Origin of the sequence: Nocardia otitidiscaviarum (assembly GCF_007362295.1) — a bacterium.
Lineage (GTDB): Bacteria > Actinomycetota > Actinomycetes > Mycobacteriales > Mycobacteriaceae > Nocardia > Nocardia otitidiscaviarum.
The window spans coordinates 2,099,603-2,117,852 of record NZ_CP041695.1 but is presented as its reverse complement, the minus strand read 5'-3'; the positions used below and the strand labels follow the sequence as shown (position 1 = coordinate 2,117,852).

Sequence of the window (18,250 nt, the reverse complement as noted above, 5' to 3'; positions counted from 1 at the left end):
CGCCGAAACAACACAGCCGGTTGCGTCGGCGGCGACGCACCGATTCACGCGGGCGCACCGCCCGTGCGCGCGATGCTCACGGGCGGTGCGCACCCACGGTCGGTCAGTGCGCGGCCGCGTCCCAGCTGCGGCCCACGCCCACCGACACCTCGAGCGGCACCGAAAGGTCGATGGCCTTCGACATATGTTCGCGGGCAAGCGATTCCAGCGCTTCACGCTCCCCCGACGCCACCTCGAAGACGAGTTCGTCGTGGATCTGCAGGAGCATGCGCGACTTCAGGCCCGCCGCCCGGATGGCGCGCTGGGTGTCGATCATGGCGACCTTGATGATGTCGGCGGCCGTGCCCTGGATGGGTGCGTTGAGCGCCATGCGTTCGGCTGCCTCGCGGCGCTGACGGTTGCTGGAGTCCAGGTCCGGCAGGTAACGGCGGCGGCCGAACAGGGTTTCGGTGTAGCCCACCTTGCGCGCCTGCTCGACGGCGTCGCGCAGATAGTCGCGGATGGCGCCGAAGCGGTTGAAGTACACCTCCATCTGCGCCTTGGCCTCCTCGGCGCTGATCTTCAACTGCTGCGACAGGCCGTAGGCGGACAGACCGTACGCCAGGCCGTAGGACATGGCCTTGATGCGGCGGCGCATTTCCGGGTGCACCTCCGCAAGCGGAATGTCGAACGCCTTGGACGCCACGAAGGTGTGCAGGTCCTCACCGGAGTTGAACGCCTCGATCAGGCCCTCGTCCTTGGACAGGTGCGCCATGATCCGCATTTCGATCTGGCTGTAGTCGGCGGTCATGAGCGATTCGAAGCCGGGGCCGACCACGAAGGTGTCGCGGATGCGGCGACCGGTGTCGGTGCGGATCGGGATGTTCTGCAGATTCGGCTCGGTGGACGACAGCCGTCCGGTGGCGGCGATGGTCTGATTGAAGGTGGTGTGGATACGGCCGTCGTCGGCGACGGATTTGAGCAGGCCGTCCACGGTCACCTTGAGCCGGGTGGCGTCGCGATGCTCGAGCAGATGTTGCAGGAACGGGTGCTGGGTCTTCTCGTACAGGCCCTCCAGCGCGTCGGCGTCGGTGGTGTAGCCGGTCTTGGTGCGCTTGGTCTTGGGCATGTCGAGCTCGTCGAACAGCACCACCTGCAACTGCTTGGGCGAGCCGAGGTTGATCTGCTTGCCGATCACCTCGTAAGCGTTGTTCGCGGCCTCGGCGACCCGGTCGGCGAATTCGCGCTGCAACTGTTCGAGCTGATCGGCGTCGACGGCGATACCGGCCTGTTCGAGATCGGCGAGCACGGCCAGCAGCGGCAGTTCCATATCGCGCAGCAGGGCGGTGGACTCGATGCGCTCGAGTTCCTCGTCGAAGGCGGCGGCGAGGTCGGAGACCGCCTGGGCGCGCAGGATCTCGGTCTTGGCGAGCTCCTCGTCGACCTGGTCCTCGTCGTCGAGCAGGGACAGCTGGGCCGCGCCCGAATCCTCCACTCGCAGTTCGCGCTTGAGGTAGCGCAGCGACAGATCGTCGAGGGTGAAGGTGCGCTGGCCCGGCCGGACCAGGTAGGCGGCCAGGGCGGTATCGCTGGTGAGGCCGCCGAGGGCCCAGCCGCGGGCGCGCAGCGCGTGCATGGCCGACTTGGCCTCGTGCAGGGCCTTGGGGGTCTCCGGATCGGCGAGCCAGGCGCCGAGCGCGGCCTCGTCCTCCGGGGTGAGGGCGTGGACGTCGAGGTAGCCGCCTTCGCCGTCGGCGGCCGCGATGGCGATGGCCTTGGTGTCGCCATTGACCGGATGGCCGATGCCGACCACCGAAACGCCGTGGCGCTGACCGGCTTTGGCGTGTTCGGCCAGCCAGTCGGCGACCGAGCCCGGAGCCAGGGTGCCGCCGCTGATCTCGAATCCGGCCTCGGCCTCGGGTTCCACCGGGGCGAGGGTGTCGAACAGGCGGTCGCGCAGGACGCGGAATTCCAGGTCGTCGAACAGGGAGTGGATCTTCTCCCGGTCCCACGGCTGCATGGCCAGCTGGTCGGGGGTGTAGGGCACCGGCACATCACGCACCATCTCCGTGAGCTGCCGGTTGAGCACCACGCTGGACAGGTTGGCGCGCAGCGCGTCTCCCACCTTGCCCTTGACGGTGTCCACCTTGTCCACCAGTGCGGCCAGGTCGCCGTATTCACGCACCCATTTGGCGGCGGTCTTCTCGCCGACGCCGGGAATGCCGGGCAGGTTGTCACTCGGGTCGCCGCGCAGCGCCGCGAAGTCGGGATACTGCGCCGGGGTGAGCCCGTACTTCTCCTCCACCGCCGCCGGGGTGAACCGGGTCAGCTCGCTGACGCCCTTCTTCGGGTACAGCACGGTGACATCGTCGTTGACCAGTTGCAGCGAATCCCGGTCGCCGCTCACGATCAGCACCCGGTATCCCTGCGGCACCGCCTGCGTGGTGAGCGTGGCGATGATGTCGTCCGCCTCGTACCCCTCCATCGCCATGGTGGGAATCCCGAGCGCCCCCAGCACCTCCTGGGTGATCTCCACCTGCCCCCGGAACTCGTCCGGCGTGGTGATCCGGTTCGCCTTGTACTCCGGATACGCCTCGGTCCGGAACGTCTTCCGGTTCACGTCGAACGCCGCCGCCACATGTGTGGGCTTCTCGTCCCGCAGCAGATTGATCAGCATCGCCGTGAACCCGTACACGGCATTGGTGGTCTGCCCGCTCTGCGTCTTGAAGTTCTCCGCCGGCAGCGCGTAGAACGCCCGATAAGCCAGCGAATGCCCATCCAGCAGCAACAACGTAGGCCGCTCCCCCACATCGGCGGTAGCGGTGGACGCAGCACTCGGACGCTGATCGATAGAGGCAGGAGTCACGCACCAGAGTCTAGGGACGTCCACCGACAACCGTACGCACCGGGCGCGAACCGGTCCCGACGCCGACCGAATCGGTGCACTCCCACCGGCACCGGCCCGCCGACGACTCGGCATCGGACCGGTCGTCGCCGTATCCTCACAGCCGTGTGCGACCGGGCCGCGGCATTGCGTGAACTGTACGACGTGTTCGCACGGGTCCCACGCCCCGACGTGATCGACGGCTGCCCGCACTGCGTCGCACCGGACGAGGGACGCCGTCTACTGGATGAGCCGATCCGATCGCTCACGCCGGAGGCGTTGGCCCGATACGCCGCGAAGGCGATGAGTACCTGGGGCGGCGTCGACGACTTCCGCTACCTGCTGCCCCGGTTGCTGGAGCTGGCGGCCGGGCGGGAGTGGCGCAGCTCGTACTGGTCGGGGGCGGCGGCGGGGCGGTTGGACGCGTGGTTGGAGCGGCTCGGTTTGGGGTGATGGAAAAGCGATTTCGTCCCGGCGCGTGATGTTGGTACGGTAGTCGCGCGCAACGAAGGGGCGTAGCTCAATTGGCAGAGCAGCGGTCTCCAAAACCGCAGGTTGCAGGTTCAAGTCCTGTCGCCCCTGCAAAGAGTGTCGGGCCGGTCATCCGTGGATGACCGGCCCGACGCGTATGTCGCCGGTTCAGCCGACGCCGAGGTAGGCGGATTTGATGGCGGGGTCGACCAGGAGGTCGCGGCCGGGTCCGGACTTGGTCACCTCGCCGGTTTCCAGGATGTAGGCGCGGTCGCTGCGGGTGAGGGCCTGCTGGGCGTTCTGTTCGACCAGCAGGACCGTGGTGCCGCTGTCGTTGATCTCGGTGATGATGCGGAAGATCTGCTGGATCACCATGGGGGCCAGACCCATCGACGGCTCGTCCAGGAGCAGGAGCTTCGGGCGGGCCATGAGGGCGCGGCCGATGGCGAGCATCTGCTGTTCACCGCCGGAGAGGGTGCCGCCGACCTGGCGGCGGCGCTCGGCGAGGCGGGGGAACAGCTCGAAGACCCAGTCCAGGGTGGAGTCGTACTCCGACCGCTGTTTGAACGGCCGGGCGTAGCAGCCCATGTCCAGATTCTCCTGGACCGTCATTCCCGGGAAGACGCCGCGCCCCTCGGGAGCCTGGATGAGCCCGGCCAGCACCCGCTCGTGCGCCTTCATACGGGTGATGTCCTTGCCCTCGAACAGGATTCGCCCCCTGGTCAAGGGCAGCAGGCCGGACAGGGCGCGCATGGTGGTGGTCTTGCCCGCACCGTTGGCGCCCAGCAGGGTCACCAGCTCACCGGAGCCGACATTCAATGAGATACCGTGCAGCGCTTGGATTCTGCCATAGTTGACGACGATGTCGTCGACTTGGAGCAGCGCCGACTCCCCCTCCTGGGCCGTCGCTCCAGCGCTCTTGCGCAGCGTGACAGCCGATTCCGTCGACGAGGTGCGACCGGGCTCGCCGGTGTCGGCCGCCGCGGAATCCGTATCCTCCGCCGCGGCGACATCGGCCGCGATCTCCTCGGCCTCGGCACCCTCCACGACGTCCTCGGCAGCCACCTCGGCGGCCGGACTGTCCTCCGGCACACCCAGATACGCCGCGATCACCGCCGGGTCCTCGCGGATCTGCTCCGGTAGCCCGTCGGCGATCTTGCGCCCGAACTCGAGCACCACGATCCGATCCGTCACGCCCATGACCAGCCGCATATCGTGCTCGATGAGCAGTACGGTGAAGCCGTCGTCACGGATCTTGCGAATCAGGTCCATGAGCGCGGACTTCTCGCTGGGATTGAAGCCGGCGGCGGGTTCGTCCAGGCACAGCAGTTTCGGCTCGGTGGCCAGCGCCCGCGCGATCTCCAGCCGACGCTGGTCACCGTAGGACAGGTTGCGCGCCTTCTCCACCGCGCGCGGCGCGATGCCGACGAATTCCAGCAGCGCCATCCCGCGCTCGATGGCGTCGTGCTCCTCGCGCCGGTGGCGGGCGGTGCGGAACAACGCGCCGGGCACCGAAGTCCGGTGCCGCGCATCGGTTCCCACCACCACGTTCTCCAGCGCGGTCATCTCCTCGAACAGCCGGATGTTCTGGAAGGTGCGTGCGATGCCGAGGCGGGTGATCTCGTTGCGTTTGGTCTTGGTGAGCGGCTTCCCGTCGAAGGTGACGGTGCCCCCGCTCGGCCGGTAGACCCCGGTGATGGCATTGAAGCAGGTGGTCTTGCCCGCCCCGTTGGGCCCGATGAGCCCGAGGATCTCGCCGCGTCGGATCTCGAAACTGACCTGATCCAAGGCCGTCAGGCCGCCGAACCGCACGGTCAGGTCGTCGGTGCGCAACAGCGGGGCGCCGACCGCGGTCTCGATCTCGCGATGCGGTGCGACCACCTCGGCGACGGCCGCCGCACTGCCCAGACCGGGCACCACCTCGGAGACGTCCACGGTGCCGGTGCTCTCGGCCTCCGGGGCCTCGGTGTATCCGGCCGCGAAATCCTCGTTGTCGTACAGCGCGTCGCCCGCGCCGGGCCCGGTCATCGCCGTGCTCCCGTCGTAGCCGGCGCCGCCGGTTTGTGCACTGCCCGGTACACCTGCCGCCCGTAGGCGAGCAGCCGCTGCCGGACCGGGAACAGACCCTGCGGTCTGAAGATCATCACCACCACCAACGCGAGACCGAAGAACAGATACTTGTAGTCACCGAGCGACTGATCACCCACCTCCACCGACATGAACCGGTTCGGCAGGTACACCACCAGGAACGCGCCCACGATCACCCCGAGCTTGTTGCCCTGACCGCCGATGACCACGGCGCACAGGAACAGCATGGAGTTGATGATGTTGAACACGCCCGGATTGATGTACTGCACCTGGCCCGCGTACAGCGCACCCGACAGACCGCCGATGGCCGCGCCGATGGTGAAGGCCCACAGTTTGAACTTGAAGGCGGGCACCCCCATCATCTCGGCGGCGTCCTCGTCCTCGCGGATGGCCACCCAGGCCCGGCCGACGCGGCTGCGCTCGAGATTGCCCACCAGCACCAGGACCAGGATCACCAGCGCCATACCGATCCAGAACCACCAGGTGCCGGAGTTGGCGCGGTCCAACAGATTTCCGCTCTCGGAGTCGCCGAGATTTCCGGAGGAGAAGTAGCCGCCCGGATGGTCCTCCGATTCACCGACCCGCGGGTAGGCGATACCGGACAGACCGAGGCTGCCATTGGTGATGTCACCGAGATTGTCGGCCAGCAGCCGCACGATCTCACCGAAGCCGAGAGTCACGATGGCCAGGTAGTCGCCGCGCAACCGCAGTGTCGGCGTCCCCAGGATGAGCCCGGAGATGGCGGTGAGCAGAATGGCGATCGGCACACAGGCCAGCCATGCCCATTTGGTATTGAGGAAGCCGCCGTCGGTTTGATTCCACGGACTGTTCGGGCTGGTGAGCAGGCCCACCGAGTAGGCGCCGACGGCATAGAAGCCGACATAGCCCAGATCGAGCAGACCCGCCTGTCCCACAACGACATTCAGGCCGATGGCGATGAGTGCCGTCATGGCGAACTGCGCCATCACACCGCCGAAACTGGTGCCCGGGGTGTCGAGCAGCGGCGGCGGGAACAGTGGCAGCAGCGCCAGCGCCACGATGGCCGGTACGCCGACGGCCCACTGCGCGGGCCGGGACAATCCGCCCCACCAGGAACGCAGTGCATCGCCGACACCGCGCATGGTCCGCTCCGTACCCTGCGGCCGGTCGGTCGTCTTCGGTTCGCTCATGCGCGGGCCCTCCCCAGACTCTCACCCAGAATGCCGGTCGGCCGGAACATCAGCACCGCGACCAGCAGCACGAAGGCGACCACGTCGCGCCATTCGGTGCCGAACAGGATCTGCCCGTACATCTCGGCCAGCCCGAGCAGCAGTCCGCCCAGCAACGCGCCCCGCAGGTTGCCGATGCCGCCCAGCACGGCGGCGCTGAACGCCTTGATGCCCAGAATGAATCCGCCGGAGTAGATGATGCCGTTGGGCACCCGCAGCGTGTACAGCAGCGCCGCGGCACCGGCGAGCAGGCCGCCGATGAAGAAGGTCAGCATGATGACCCGCTCGCGGGAGACGCCCATCAGGGTGGCGGTATCCGGATCCTGCGCGACCGCGCGCACGCCGCGGCCGAATTTGGTTCGCTGGATGAAGAGTTCGGCGGCAACGGCGAGCAGGACCGCGGCAAGGATGATGACGACCGCGGTATTGGTGACTGCGGCATCGAAGACGGTGAACAGTTCGGTCGGCCGCACCAGCATGATCGGCTGTTGGGCGTTGGTACCGCCGAAACCCGGCCAGATCTTCGGCAGTATGTAGTGCACGATCTCCTGCAGAACGAACGACATGCCGATCGCCGAGATCAGAAAAGCGAGCCGCTTGGAACCGCGTTTGCGCAATGGCCGATAGGCGACCCGCTCCAATCCGACCGCGGCGCCGCCGGAGACCAGCATGCCGATCACCATGGCCGTGCCGAGATACACGATCGTCAATCCGGTGCCCTGCGCGTAGACGTTTCCGCTGGCCCCGAAACCGAGCAGCATCAGTCCGATCAATTGACCGAACATGCCCAGCATGAATACTTCCGAATGGGCGAAATTGATGAGGCGCAGTACACCGTAAACCAGGGTGTAGCCCACCGCGACCAGAGCGTAGATCGAACCATAGGTGAGACCGTCGACGGTGAGCCGCCAGAATTGGTCGATCACACCGGTGACATTGAAATCGATGGACCCGTTCGCCAGCAGGGTCACACCGGCCAGTGCTGGTGAAGACATTCGTTACTTTCGCCGTGGAGGAAACAGCGTGTGCCGGACGGGCCCGACAACCGGCCCACCATTCCGGCACACGCTGTTTCGAATCGGTGCTGCTACTTGACCTCGTACATCCAGATCAGTGCCTTCTCCAGCTCACCGGTCGGGCCCCACTTGTACTCGCGGGCCAGGCCCTGCCCCTGGTAGGTGCGCACGTACTCGACCATGTCGGCGCGGTTCACCTTGCCGGCGACAATGCCCTTCAGCATGATCGTGGTCAGGTCGTAGCCCTCGGTGGAGTAGGTGCCCGGGTCGTAGCCGTTGAGGTCCTTGTACGCCTGGGTGAACTCGTCCGGCGAGGGACCACACGGGCAGGAGATGAGCGCGCCCTCGGCGGCGTCGCCGGCCTGGCGCACGAACTCCACATCCTTGGCGCCGTCATCGGAGATGAATTCGGCCGTCACTCCGCCCGAGCGCAGCTGCTGCACGAACGGGGCCGCCTCGGCGTAGTAGCCCGCGTAGTAGATGGCGTCCGGCGCGGCGGACGACAGCTTCGACACCGCGGCGGAGAAGTCCTTGTCGCCTTCCTTGACGTTGACCGCGCAGCTCGGATCGGCGACCGAACCCAGGGTCTCGGTCAAGGTCCGGGCCAGGCCGACACCGTAGTCGGTGTTGTCCGCGACGACGCAGATCTTCTTGTACTTGCCGGTCTGCAGCAGGTAGTTGGCGACCGCCGGGCCCTGGATGCCGTCATTGCCGAGGCCGCGGAAGAAGGTCTTCCAGCCGTTCTTGGTGAGATCGACATTGGTGGCCGACGGGGAAAGCGCCAGCAGTCCGGCATCGCTGAGCACCTGACCGGTCGCCTTGGTCTCACCGGAGAAGGTCGGGCCGAGCAGACCGACGATCGACGGGTCGTTGATGATCGTCGGGATGACCTGGGTGGCCTTCTGCGGATTGCCCTCGGTGTCGAATTCCTTCAGCGTCACCTGGCAGTCGGAATTGGCCTTGTTGAACTCGTCGATGGCCAGCTTCGCGCCACGGACGATATTCAGGCCGAGATTGGCGTTGGGGCCTGTCAGCGGGCCCGCCATGGCGATGGACTGCGGGGCGCACTTGGCATTGCCGTCACCGGCCGGGTCGGCCGCGGCCTTGGAATCGGCGGCGGCCACCTCATTGCCGTCCAGGTCGACCTGGACCAGCGGCTGGATACTGAGCCCGCCGCCCTCGGTACCGCTGTCGGTCGATTTGCTGCCGCATCCCGCCAGCGCGAGCGCCGCTGCCGCCCCGATGACCACCGCGCGTGCCATGCGCCCGCGCCGCAGGGAAGACGTGCGCGTCATTGAACCAAGCACGATTCACCTCTATGTTCTGTACTCCCCGGCTCGCCGAGGGGGCCGCCCTCATCATGTCGACCCGGTCAGAACATAGCCCCGCCGCGTTAGCTGCGCATCACATTCGCATCAGTCGTGTGACATCGAGACAAACTATTTTCCCGCCCGTGTTGCCAGGGCGTTAAGGATCTACGGTCCGCCCCGGCAACATAGCGGTTAACTATTACTTGGGTGCGAGATTCTCCAGCACCACTTCGGCGACCGCCTTCATGGTGGTGCGTCGGTCCATGGCCGTGCGCTGTATCCACTTGAATGCCTGCGGTTCCGATAGCCCCTGCGTCTGCATGAGCACACCCTTGGCACGCTCCACCAACTTGCGGGTCTCGAGCCGGTCCGCGAGATTGGCGACCTCCCCCTCGAGGGCCGTGATCTCATGGAAGCGGCTGGCGGCCAGCTCGATGGCGGGCACCAGATCCGACTTCGTGAACGGCTTGACCAGGTACGCCATCGCACCGGCGTCCCGCGCCCGCTCCACCAGGTCACGCTGGCTGAACGCGGTCAGAATCACCACGGGGGCAACGCGTTTCGAGGCAATCTCGGCGGCGGCATCGATCCCGTCCCGCCGCGGCATCTTGACGTCCATGATCACCAGATCGGGACGCAGTTCCTCGGCCAGGTCGACCGCCTGCTGGCCGTCACCCGCCTCACCGACGACGTTATAGCCCTCCTCGGAGAGCATCTCGACCAGATCCATCCGGATGAGGGCCTCGTCCTCGGCGACCACCACCCGCTTGGGGGCGGACGGCGCGGAGTCCTTCTTCGCGCCCGCGCCCCCTGCTGTCGTTCCCATAGATAGACCCCTGTCGCTTCCGATAACCAACACCGACGCTGCTCGTCCGACGCCACCCTCGCCGACCGGCACGCATCCGAGTAACCCAAAGACTACCGCCCACCTCCGCCCACAACCCATCTACCCAGCGCAAACCGACCAGTATCACAACGTCACCCCCCGATCCCCGGCGTGGTTAGGTCCCCAGCCAGATCACCCGCTATAGTTTTCACCCGGTGCGCCGGGTTGGCGGAACTGGCAGACGCGACGGTCTCAAAAACCGTTGTCCGAAAGGACGTGTGGGTTCGAGTCCCACACTCGGCACCAAGGTCAGGGGTCGTTTCCGAGATCAGCGGAACGGCCCCGTTCTCATGCGGTACACAGTTGGTGCGCGGCAACCCGCGCATCGGCCTCCGTACCCGCGGCGACGGCGTCCAGGCCGTTCGGGAACACATGCCCACAGGGGTCCAGGACCAGCAATGGCGGTCTTGCACCCCAGCATTCGCTGTACGACTTCGATATTCGCTCCGGCACCGATCGCCGGCGATGCCGCGGCGAGATGCGAACAACCGGTCAGGACAACCAACCGGGGACATCGAGTGCCGAGGGGCACCTATACCATCGCCACGCATGAGCACCGAGCCGGTTTCGCGCCTGGCGGCTCCGCGCGTTGCCGCCGGGGCGATCATCGTGCGGGAGTCGTCAGTACTGCTGGTGCGGCCCACTTACAAAGACCACTGGGATATCCCCGGCGGATATGTCGAGATCGGTGAGTCTCCTGCGGACGCCTGCCGCCGGGAAATCCGGGAGGAGTTGGGAATCACCGTGCGCGACTTGGGTTTCGCGGCGGTGGATTGGGCGCCGGACAGGGCGGGCGACAAGCTGCTCTTCCTCTTCGCGGCGCCCGAACTCGATGGTGTGGATGTCGCTCGGTTGCGATTTCCCGATGGCGAGTTGGCCGAGGCTCGTTACGTGCGACTGCCGGATCTGGAGCGATATACAGTGCCGCGGCTGGTACGGCGGATCAGAGCAACGGTTCGAGTTATCGACTCGGGCGGGTTTCCGATCTATCTCGAGAATGGGGAATGAGACGGGGCCTGCTCCCGCGACGGAAGCATCCCACCGCACTCGAAGCCGCGTCCGCCGCCGCCAGCACCACTCCATCACATCTCGAAACCGGACCACAGCCGGTCCGACGGCCGGAACCGAGCCCACGGCACCCAACCCGGCGTCAGCGACAGTCAGGCAAGGCACACGACGCCACCCCACTTCCAATTCATTTCATCGCTTCCGCAATCCACTCCGAAGCGAGATGTGCAATACCCCTGCGCCACTACGGCTTCCCGCGCAGCGAACCAGTTCAGGGTGATTCAGCGCCCGAATATCCCTTCGAGGCGGTTGCGGGAGCCCGGGTGGAGGAGGCGGGCGACGCTTACGAGGCCGGTGGCGGACCAGGTGCGGCGGCGGATGAGGAGGCAGGGTTCGGTGGGGGTGATATGGAGGTGGCGGCATTCGTCCGGTGTTGCCAGGACGGCTTCGACAATGTGCTCACCGCGGATCAGCGGGGCAACGCGGCTGAGGTAGTCGTTGGGGGTGGTGGCGGTGAAGTCCTGGGCCAGGTAGTCGGGGGCGGCGGTGGGGTTGACGTAGCGATCCTCCAGTTGGATCGGCGTGCCGCCCTCGTAGTGGACGAGGATGGAGTGGAACGCTGTGGCGCCGAGGGAATCTCGCAGGTGGGTGTGGTCGGGGGCGATGGTCTCGGCGCGGACCAGGATGACCTCGGTGTGGTGGCGGTGGCCGCGGCGGGCGATGTCGTCGGCGATATTGCGGACCTCGAACAGGGGTGAGGACGCCTTGGCGCCGCCGACGAAGGTGCCCACTCCCGCCGTGCGCACGATCAGGCCCTCGGCGGCGAGTTCGCGCAGGGCACGGTTGACGGTCATGCGGGACAGGCCGGTGGCGGCGACGAGCTGATGTTCCGACGGCACCTGATCGCCCTCCACCCAGCGGCCCGAGCGGATCTGCGCGGACACCAGGTTCTTGACGCGCTCATAGGCGGGCACGGCCTCGCCGCCCGACTGTTCGAACAGTGCGGCCAGTTCGCCGTCGACCGCCGCCATACCGCCCAACCGCTCCTCGCCCATCCATTGCTCCGGCCCCGCAGCCTACCGGCCACACCACGGCCCTTGACGGCTGTATATACAGGAATATACAACTGGACGGCACCGCTTCCGGCGCGTCGCGGGTGTCGATCGCCCACGGCGGCGAGATCGGCATGGGACGCTCGACCACACCGGAGGCGTGGGCAGCGCGGCGCGGGCATCTCGCTCGAGGCGGAAAGGAATTCACCGTGGCATCGTTCGTCGTCTCGAATATCGGGACGCTCGTCACCAATGATCCGGAACTCGGCGCGGGGCCACTCGGGGTGCGCCGTGATGCGGCCATCGCCTTCGCCGACGGACGGGTGAGCTGGGTGGGAGACAGCGCCGCCGCGCCCGCCGCCGACCTCGGGGTGGATCTCGGCGGGCGAGCGCTGCTGCCCGGCTTCGTGGAGAGCCACTCGCACCTGGTGTTCGCCGGGGACCGGGCCGAGGAGTTCGCGGCGCGCATGACCGGGACGCCGTACACGGCGGGCGGTATCCGCACCACCATCGAGGCCACCCGCGCCGCCGACGACACCCAGCTGGAGAACACGGTGCGGCGACTGATGGCCGAGGCACTGCGTTCGGGCAGCACCACCGTCGAATGCAAGACCGGGTACGGGCAGACCACCCGCGACGAACTGCGCGGCGCACTGGTGGCGGGACGATTCACCGAGGAGGTGACCCTGCTCGCCGCCCACGTTCCACCGCCGGAATACGCGGGTCGGGCCGACGACTACGTCGTCATGGTGTGCGATGAGATGATCGAAACCGTTGCACCGCACGCCACCTGGATCGACGTGTTCTGTGAGCGCGGCGCGTTCGACGAGGAGCAGTCCCGCGCGGTGCTCCGGGCCGGCGTGGCACACGGGCTGGTGCCGCGGGTGCACGGCAATCAACTCGGCACCGGACCGGGAGTGCGACTGGCCGTCGAGATGGGGGCCGCGTCGGTGGACCACGTCACCTATGTGACCGATGCGGATATCGACGCGCTCGCGAGCAGTTCGACAGTGGCGACATTGTTGCCGGGAGCCGACTTCTGCACCCGCAACGCCTACCCCGACGCCCGCGCCCTACTCGACGCCGGTGTGACGGTGGCCCTGGGCGCGGACTGCAATCCCGGCACCAGCTACACCACCAGCCTGCCGTTCTGTATCGCGCTCGCGGTGCGGGAGATGAAGATGAGCCCCGAGGAGGCGGTGTGGGCGGCCACCCTGGGTGGCACGAAGGCGCTGCGCCGCACCGATATCGGACGATTGAGCATCGGCGCCCGCGCCGATGCGCTCGCGCTCGATGCCCCGTCCTATCTGCACCTCGCCTACCGGCCCGGGGTGGCGCTGGTGCGCGAGGTCTGGAAGGACGGCGATCTCGTCGGACGCCACACCGCGTGACCGGTCGACTCCGCTCACGTCGCCCACCCACGGCCGCATTCGCCGAGAATTAGCTATTCACTACTCTCGGTAACGGTAGCTATTCCGAGCGAGATGGCACCATGCGTACGAATCTCCCATCCCGAGCAGGAGGTATGGATGCGCCGGACCTCGAAGTCCCTCATGATCGCCAGCCTGTTGCCCGTCGTCGCGGCAGCCGGTTGCGCCAGCGACGACACGAAGACGAACTCCTCCCCGGCCGGCACGACATCCACAACCACCACGACAGCGCCGACCGCCACCGGCAACGACGATCCCGGTGAAGCGACCGGTGCGGAACGCGTTCCGCTGGGTCAGACCAAGGTCGTGATCATGCCCGCCGACGCCGTCCTCGATATCAAGGGGCTTCAGGAGTGGGACCGGTCCGCGCTGCGGTGCACCGCGACCAGCACGTCCGGCGAGGGGATCGAACTGCTGCCGCCGCCCGCCGACGCCGAACCCGAGCAGGGCGCACAGGGCGCGACCTGGGTACCGCTGTGGACGGTCGGCGCGACACCCGGTGAACTGACCATCGGATGCAGCGACCCCGAGGGAAAGATCCCCGACAGCGCGAACAGCTTCGTGCGGGTGGTGCCGCGCGGCATCTGGTTCGGCTGAGCCCGCCCCCTGGCGGCCTGAACCGCTGGCGGCGCTCAGCTCGGACGGCGCGGGCGGAAGGCGTCGAGCAGCCAGGGCGCGCGGCGGTGATGCGGGCGATAGCGGTTGGCCCACAACGGATTCGATTCGTCGCGACGGTACACGGCGAGCTCGCCGGCGATGGCGTAGCGCAGGTGGGTGGTGTCGCCGATGACCTCCCCGTCGGTGGCGAGGGCCTCCGGGGCGGGCAGCTGCACCAGCAGCTCCGGCAACTGGCGTTCGCCGTAGACCCGACTGTGGCCGATGGCCCCCAGCAGCAGCGCCACCACCGCCCGTGCCCGCGACCAGCGCAGGTCGGCGCGCAGCCAGCGCACGTCGAGCAGTCCGGAATCGAGGCGGTCGCGGAAGGCGGGCACCGCGCCGTGCGGGTGATACGGGCCGTTGCCGACGAACAGGAACCACACCCGCTGCCAGCGGCCGTCCAGGCAGATCTCGATGGGTTGGGCGCGACGCAGCGTCACCACCAGGGCGGCGGCGAAGGCGGGCCACTTACCCCAGCGGTGCTGCCAGCGCTCGCGCAGCCGCACCAGTTCGGGATAGGTGCCGATGCTCGAGGTGTTGATGAGATGGCGGGTGTGTGTCTCACCCTCGGCCTCGTATTCGACGCTGGCGATATCGACGGCGACCGCCTCACCCACCCCGGTCGCGTCGATGACCTCGCGCAGGTCGTACACGCCGAGGTCGCGGGCGAAGTGATTGAGGGTGCCGGTGGGGATCACCACCAGCGGCAGTTCGTGGCGCAGCGCGACCGCGGCCACCGAGGCGACCGTGCCGTCACCACCGGCGACGCCCACCGCCAGCACCGGCGCCTCGGCGTCGGCGATGGCGCGGGTGAGCTGTTCCGCGGCATCCAGGTCGCGCTGGGTGCGCAGGACGGTGGCGGCGGGCAGCGCGGCGCGAATGTCGTCGGTCGGGTCGTAGTCGGGGTCGCCGGAGACCGGGTTCACCATGACGACGAGGCCCTTGCCCTCCACCAGCACGGGGGCCTCCCGCACCGGACGGGCCAGCGCCTCATCGGATTCCCGCACCGGCCACCAGCGCCGGGTGGCCAGCGCGATACCGGAGCCGACCGCCGCGCCGACCAGCACATCGGAGCCCCAGTGCACGCCGGTGTGCACCCGCGAATAGGCGACGGTGGCGGCCAGCGGCGCGACCGCCAGCGCGGTGCGGGGACTTTCCAGTGCGACGGCGGTGGCGAAGGCCGCCGCGCAGGCGGCATGCCCGGACGGAAAGGACGACGATGTCGGCGCGGGCACCAGCCGCCGGTACATCGGCAGCACCTCGGCGGCCGGCCGGCGGCGGGCGATGAGCGTCTTGAGCCCGACATTGACGGTGAGACTGGCCCCGGCCACCGAGGCCACGCCGCGCATGGCCGCACGGCGCGGTGCGCCCTTGCGTGTTGCCAGCAGGGCCGCGATACCCAACCACAGCATGCTGTAGTCGGCGCTGTTGGTCAGTCGCAGCAAACCGCTGTCCATTCTCGACGCGGGCAACTGCGCCACGGCACCCTCGATCGTTCGATCGAATCGGCCGACCTTCCGGAATTTGCTACGCACCCAGCTACTCACCAGCTCGACATTACCGATTCCCCCGGCACGACACCGTGGTGGGCGGATTCGCCCCTGCAACAACAGTATTCGGCCACGCGCCGCCGCGCCACCGCTGTGCCGGCACCGCGGAACCCCGATCGGTGCACTCCGGCCGAACGGGGCCGCCGCCGGACCGAGCGCGCGTCCGCCCGCCACCGAGGCGCTGGGGTGAACGCGGCGGTGCCCGCCGCCGACACCCGGCCGCCTGCGTGGGCGCGGCGGCGCACGCCGATATATTCGGCGGGAAAGGGCACGGCCACACGCGGACGGCCGTTCGAGGTGCGGCCGAAGCCGGACAGCCGTCGAACACCGAAAGGCGATATGCACTGGGATCAGATGACCGACACGGTCGAGGACCTACGCAAGCGGGCGACGCGGCTGCGGCGCGGCGTCGGACAACTCGGGGTACTCGAGTCGATCATCGACGCGGCCGACGGGCCGTGGCTCGGGGCCATGGACGCCGATGGGCGCGGGGCGGCGGAGCTGCGCATGCACCTGGTGGGGCGCTACCGCCTCACCGTCGTGGTCACCAGCGCCGGGAAGATCAGCCACGTGCAGCTGAACACGCCCGTCGCGGGGGCGGCCGGTGAGCGGGTGCTCTCCCCCAAGCCCGCCCTGCGCAAGGGCTGGGACGAGCACGAGAAGATGCCCAAGCAGCCCGCGTGGCTCGACTACGTGGTGGAGTGGGTGGAGAACGCCAGCGGCGCGGTGGGCCGCCACGCCATCGTGGAATGGCGGCTGCGCGGAGCCGACCGCCAGCTGGCCGCCATGAACGACACCATCGACACCCTGCGCGCCAACCTCGTCGAACGTGAGGCCGCCCGCGACGAGCTGGCTGCCGAGGTGGCCGACCTGCGCGCGGAACTGGTCGCGCTGGTGGAGGAACTGGAGGGGGTGATCTCCCGCAGCCGGGCCGACGACGCGGCCGCCACCGCGAACGACGCCGTCACGCCGGAGACCTCCGAGCCCGAGGCCCCGCCCGCCGTCCCCGAAAACCTTGCGCAGGAGGCAGAGTCGTTCCCGACCCCGCGGGCGGCCGGGCCACAGCCGCCCGCCGCCGAGGCGGGGACGCCCGAGCGCACCGCGAACGCGGACCCGGTACCGCTCCCGACCGCGAGCGGGCAAGTTCCACCCACACCGGAGCCGGAGTCCCGAACAACCCGACCCACACCAGCGCCAGAGTCCCGAACAACCCGACCCACACCGGAGTCCGAGGCGGTACCGGCCCCCTCGGAGTCCGAGCGCACACCGCGCTCCCCCGCACACGTGTCGGAGTCCTTGCCGCCCCCGCACACTCCCGGGTCCCGGCCGCCCGTCCGCGAGGCGGACTCGCCCGAGCGCACTCCGGACCCCGAGCCGCAATCGCACTCGGCGGAGGTCGGGCAGGCTCCGCCGACGCCGGAGCCCGGGACGACCCGCCCCGTACTCGAGTCCGAGGGGACACCGTTCCCCCCGGTATCCGACCACTCGCCGCGCACATTCGCCGCCACAGCACAGGAAACCCGCGCGCCCGACATGACCCGGCACGCACCGGACGCCGAGCTGGCTTCGGATGCTCCCGTGGCTGTACCGCCGTCGGTACCGGAGCTCCCGCCGCATGCATCGGTCGGCGACGCGCCGGAAGCATAGGGACGGATCAGTGGGCGCCGGTGCCGAGCCGGGGTCGTTCCGGCTCTGACCGTGGAGCCGAGCGGGATGCTGTGGACGGGTTTCGTCGTTGTCGTCATCCGTGGACAGTGCATCCGAGCGGCGGCGGGAACAGCTGCGGGAATTCTTGCGGAGTCGGCGGGAGCGGTTGACTCCCGGTGATGTCGGGATGCCGGTGGTGGGGCGGCGGCGGACGCCGGGGTTGCGGCGGGAGGAGGTCGCGGTGCGGGCCGGGGTGGGGGTGTCCTGGTATACGTGGCTCGAGCAGGGGCGGGATATCACGGTGTCCGGTGAGGTGCTGGACGCGATCGCCGGGGCGCTGCTGCTGAACGAGGTGGAGCGGGCGCACCTGTATCTGCTGGCGGGGTTGAATCCGCCACCGGCGGCCGGGCGCACCGAGGGTGCGTTGACCCCGGCGGTGCGACAGCTGCTCGACGCCTGGGGGTGGCGGCCCGCCGTGCTGCGGGACCGGGCCTGGAATGTGCTGGCGTACAACGAGTCCGCAGGGACGGTGTTCGGTTTCGACGACCGAGCGCACAATTGTCTGCGGACGTTCTTCACCAACCCCCGCTATCGGGCCCTGCCCGAGGTGTGGGCCGATGCCGCGCCCGCCGTGGTAGCCGCCTACCGCGCCGACGCCGCGCACTTCCCGGGCGACCCCGCCTTCGACCGGGTGATCACCGAATTACGCACGGCCAGCCCCGAATTCGCCACACTCTGGGACCGGCACGAGGTCGGGGTGCCGGTGCAGGCCGTGAACGCCCTGCGGCATCCCGAGGCCGGTGACCTGTTCTTCGACGCCACCACGCTCACCGTCACCGACCGCCCGGACTGGTCGCTCATCCTCTACGACCCGCGGCCGGGCACCGCTACCGCCGCGCGCCTGGAAGCACTGCACCCGCACCTCGCCGACCGGTAGATCCGATGCCGGTGGGGCGCAATGCCCGCTGTGCAGCGCCGATCACGCACACGGTGGCTGGGGCGGTGCTGGTGGTGCACGCCCTGTGTGCAGCGCCGATCGTGCAGACGGCGGCCCGGCGATGTCG

At 68.4% G+C, this 18,250-nt stretch carries 14 protein-coding genes, 2 tRNA genes and 1 pseudogene; 8 read left to right on the top strand and 9 right to left on the bottom strand.

Features of this window, described 5'->3' with window-relative positions; all coding sequences use genetic code 11:
- Positions 1 to 103 precede the first annotated feature (103 nt).
- Positions 104 to 2,845 (bottom strand): DNA polymerase I, encoded by a 2,742-nt coding sequence (polA, locus tag FOH10_RS09075; protein WP_244961827.1) that lies wholly within the window; start codon positions 2,843 to 2,845, stop codon positions 104 to 106.
- Positions 2,846 to 2,989: 144 nt separating this feature from the next.
- Here polA and FOH10_RS09070 point away from each other — a divergent pair, with 144 nt between their 5' ends.
- Both FOH10_RS09070 and FOH10_RS09065 read left to right on the top strand, forming a co-directional pair.
- Complete coding sequence (locus tag FOH10_RS09070) at positions 2,990 to 3,316, top strand: hypothetical protein (RefSeq protein WP_143980371.1); 327 nt, start codon at positions 2,990 to 2,992, stop codon at positions 3,314 to 3,316.
- 56 nt (positions 3,317 to 3,372) lie between these two features.
- Positions 3,373 to 3,445: transfer RNA gene (locus tag FOH10_RS09065), tRNA-Trp, on the top strand.
- Positions 3,446 to 3,502: 57 nt separating this feature from the next.
- Here the strand turns inward: FOH10_RS09065 and FOH10_RS35505 are convergent.
- The 6 genes and pseudogenes from FOH10_RS35505 to FOH10_RS09040 all read right to left on the bottom strand — a co-directional run bounded on the left by FOH10_RS35505 (position 3,503) and on the right by FOH10_RS09040 (position 9,782).
- Entirely contained in the window at positions 3,503 to 4,216 is a 714-nt protein-coding gene (locus FOH10_RS35505) for an ABC transporter ATP-binding protein (protein ID WP_228812569.1), read from the bottom strand.
- A gap of 189 nt (positions 4,217 to 4,405) precedes the next feature.
- Positions 4,406 to 5,362: pseudogene (locus FOH10_RS35500) on the bottom strand (ABC transporter ATP-binding protein); the annotation flags it as partial.
- On the bottom strand, positions 5,359 to 6,591 hold the full coding sequence (locus FOH10_RS09055; RefSeq protein WP_143980369.1) for a branched-chain amino acid ABC transporter permease: 1,233 nt from the start codon (positions 6,589 to 6,591) through the stop codon (positions 5,359 to 5,361). The pseudogene FOH10_RS35500 and the gene FOH10_RS09055, both read right to left, overlap by 4 nt.
- Positions 6,588 to 7,625 (bottom strand): branched-chain amino acid ABC transporter permease, encoded by a 1,038-nt coding sequence (locus FOH10_RS09050; protein ID WP_143980368.1) that lies wholly within the window; start codon positions 7,623 to 7,625, stop codon positions 6,588 to 6,590. The genes FOH10_RS09055 and FOH10_RS09050 overlap by 4 nt, the downstream gene beginning before the upstream one ends.
- Before the next feature lie 92 nt (positions 7,626 to 7,717).
- Positions 7,718 to 8,941 carry a branched-chain amino acid ABC transporter substrate-binding protein gene (locus FOH10_RS09045; protein WP_244961824.1) on the bottom strand — a complete coding sequence of 408 codons (1,224 nt, stop codon included), beginning with the start codon at positions 8,939 to 8,941 and terminating at the stop codon, positions 7,718 to 7,720.
- 214 nt (positions 8,942 to 9,155) lie between these two features.
- A complete protein-coding gene (locus FOH10_RS09040; protein WP_029929050.1) occupies positions 9,156 to 9,782 on the bottom strand; it encodes an ANTAR domain-containing response regulator in 627 nt (208 codons plus the stop codon).
- A 219-nt stretch (positions 9,783 to 10,001) separates the two neighbouring features.
- Between FOH10_RS09040 and FOH10_RS09035 the strand changes: the two genes are divergently transcribed.
- Positions 10,002 to 10,088 (top strand) — tRNA-Leu (locus FOH10_RS09035).
- A 303-nt stretch (positions 10,089 to 10,391) separates the two neighbouring features.
- Entirely contained in the window at positions 10,392 to 10,850 is a 459-nt protein-coding gene (locus FOH10_RS09030) for an NUDIX domain-containing protein (protein WP_186000766.1), read from the top strand.
- Positions 10,851 to 11,131: 281 nt separating this feature from the next.
- On the opposite strand, the gene hutC is transcribed toward FOH10_RS09030, so the two are convergent.
- Positions 11,132 to 11,905, bottom strand: coding sequence for a histidine utilization transcriptional repressor HutC (gene hutC / locus FOH10_RS09025; RefSeq protein ID WP_244961821.1), 774 nt, complete (start codon positions 11,903 to 11,905; stop codon positions 11,132 to 11,134).
- Between the two features lie 206 nt (positions 11,906 to 12,111).
- On the opposite strand from hutC, the gene hutI reads away from it, so the two are divergent.
- Together hutI and FOH10_RS09015 are read left to right on the top strand one after the other, a co-directional pair.
- Positions 12,112 to 13,293, top strand: coding sequence for an imidazolonepropionase (hutI, locus tag FOH10_RS09020; protein WP_244961819.1), 1,182 nt, complete (start codon positions 12,112 to 12,114; stop codon positions 13,291 to 13,293).
- A 138-nt stretch (positions 13,294 to 13,431) separates the two neighbouring features.
- A complete protein-coding gene (locus FOH10_RS09015) occupies positions 13,432 to 13,929 on the top strand; it encodes a hypothetical protein (RefSeq protein ID WP_143980366.1) in 498 nt (165 codons plus the stop codon).
- Between the two features lie 35 nt (positions 13,930 to 13,964).
- On the opposite strand, the gene FOH10_RS09010 is transcribed toward FOH10_RS09015, so the two are convergent.
- Positions 13,965 to 15,536, bottom strand: a complete 1,572-nt coding sequence (locus tag FOH10_RS09010) for a bifunctional phosphatase PAP2/diacylglycerol kinase family protein (protein WP_244961818.1) — start codon at positions 15,534 to 15,536, stop codon at positions 13,965 to 13,967.
- A 357-nt stretch (positions 15,537 to 15,893) separates the two neighbouring features.
- Here FOH10_RS09010 and FOH10_RS09005 point away from each other — a divergent pair, with 357 nt between their 5' ends.
- On the top strand, positions 15,894 to 17,186 hold the full coding sequence (locus FOH10_RS09005) for a hypothetical protein (RefSeq protein ID WP_143980365.1): 1,293 nt from the start codon (positions 15,894 to 15,896) through the stop codon (positions 17,184 to 17,186).
- 100 nt (positions 17,187 to 17,286) lie between these two features.
- Positions 17,287 to 18,123: a helix-turn-helix transcriptional regulator gene (locus FOH10_RS09000; protein WP_143980364.1), complete on the top strand. Its 837-nt coding sequence runs from the start codon at positions 17,287 to 17,289 to the stop codon at positions 18,121 to 18,123.
- The last annotated feature ends 127 nt before the right edge of the window (positions 18,124 to 18,250 follow it).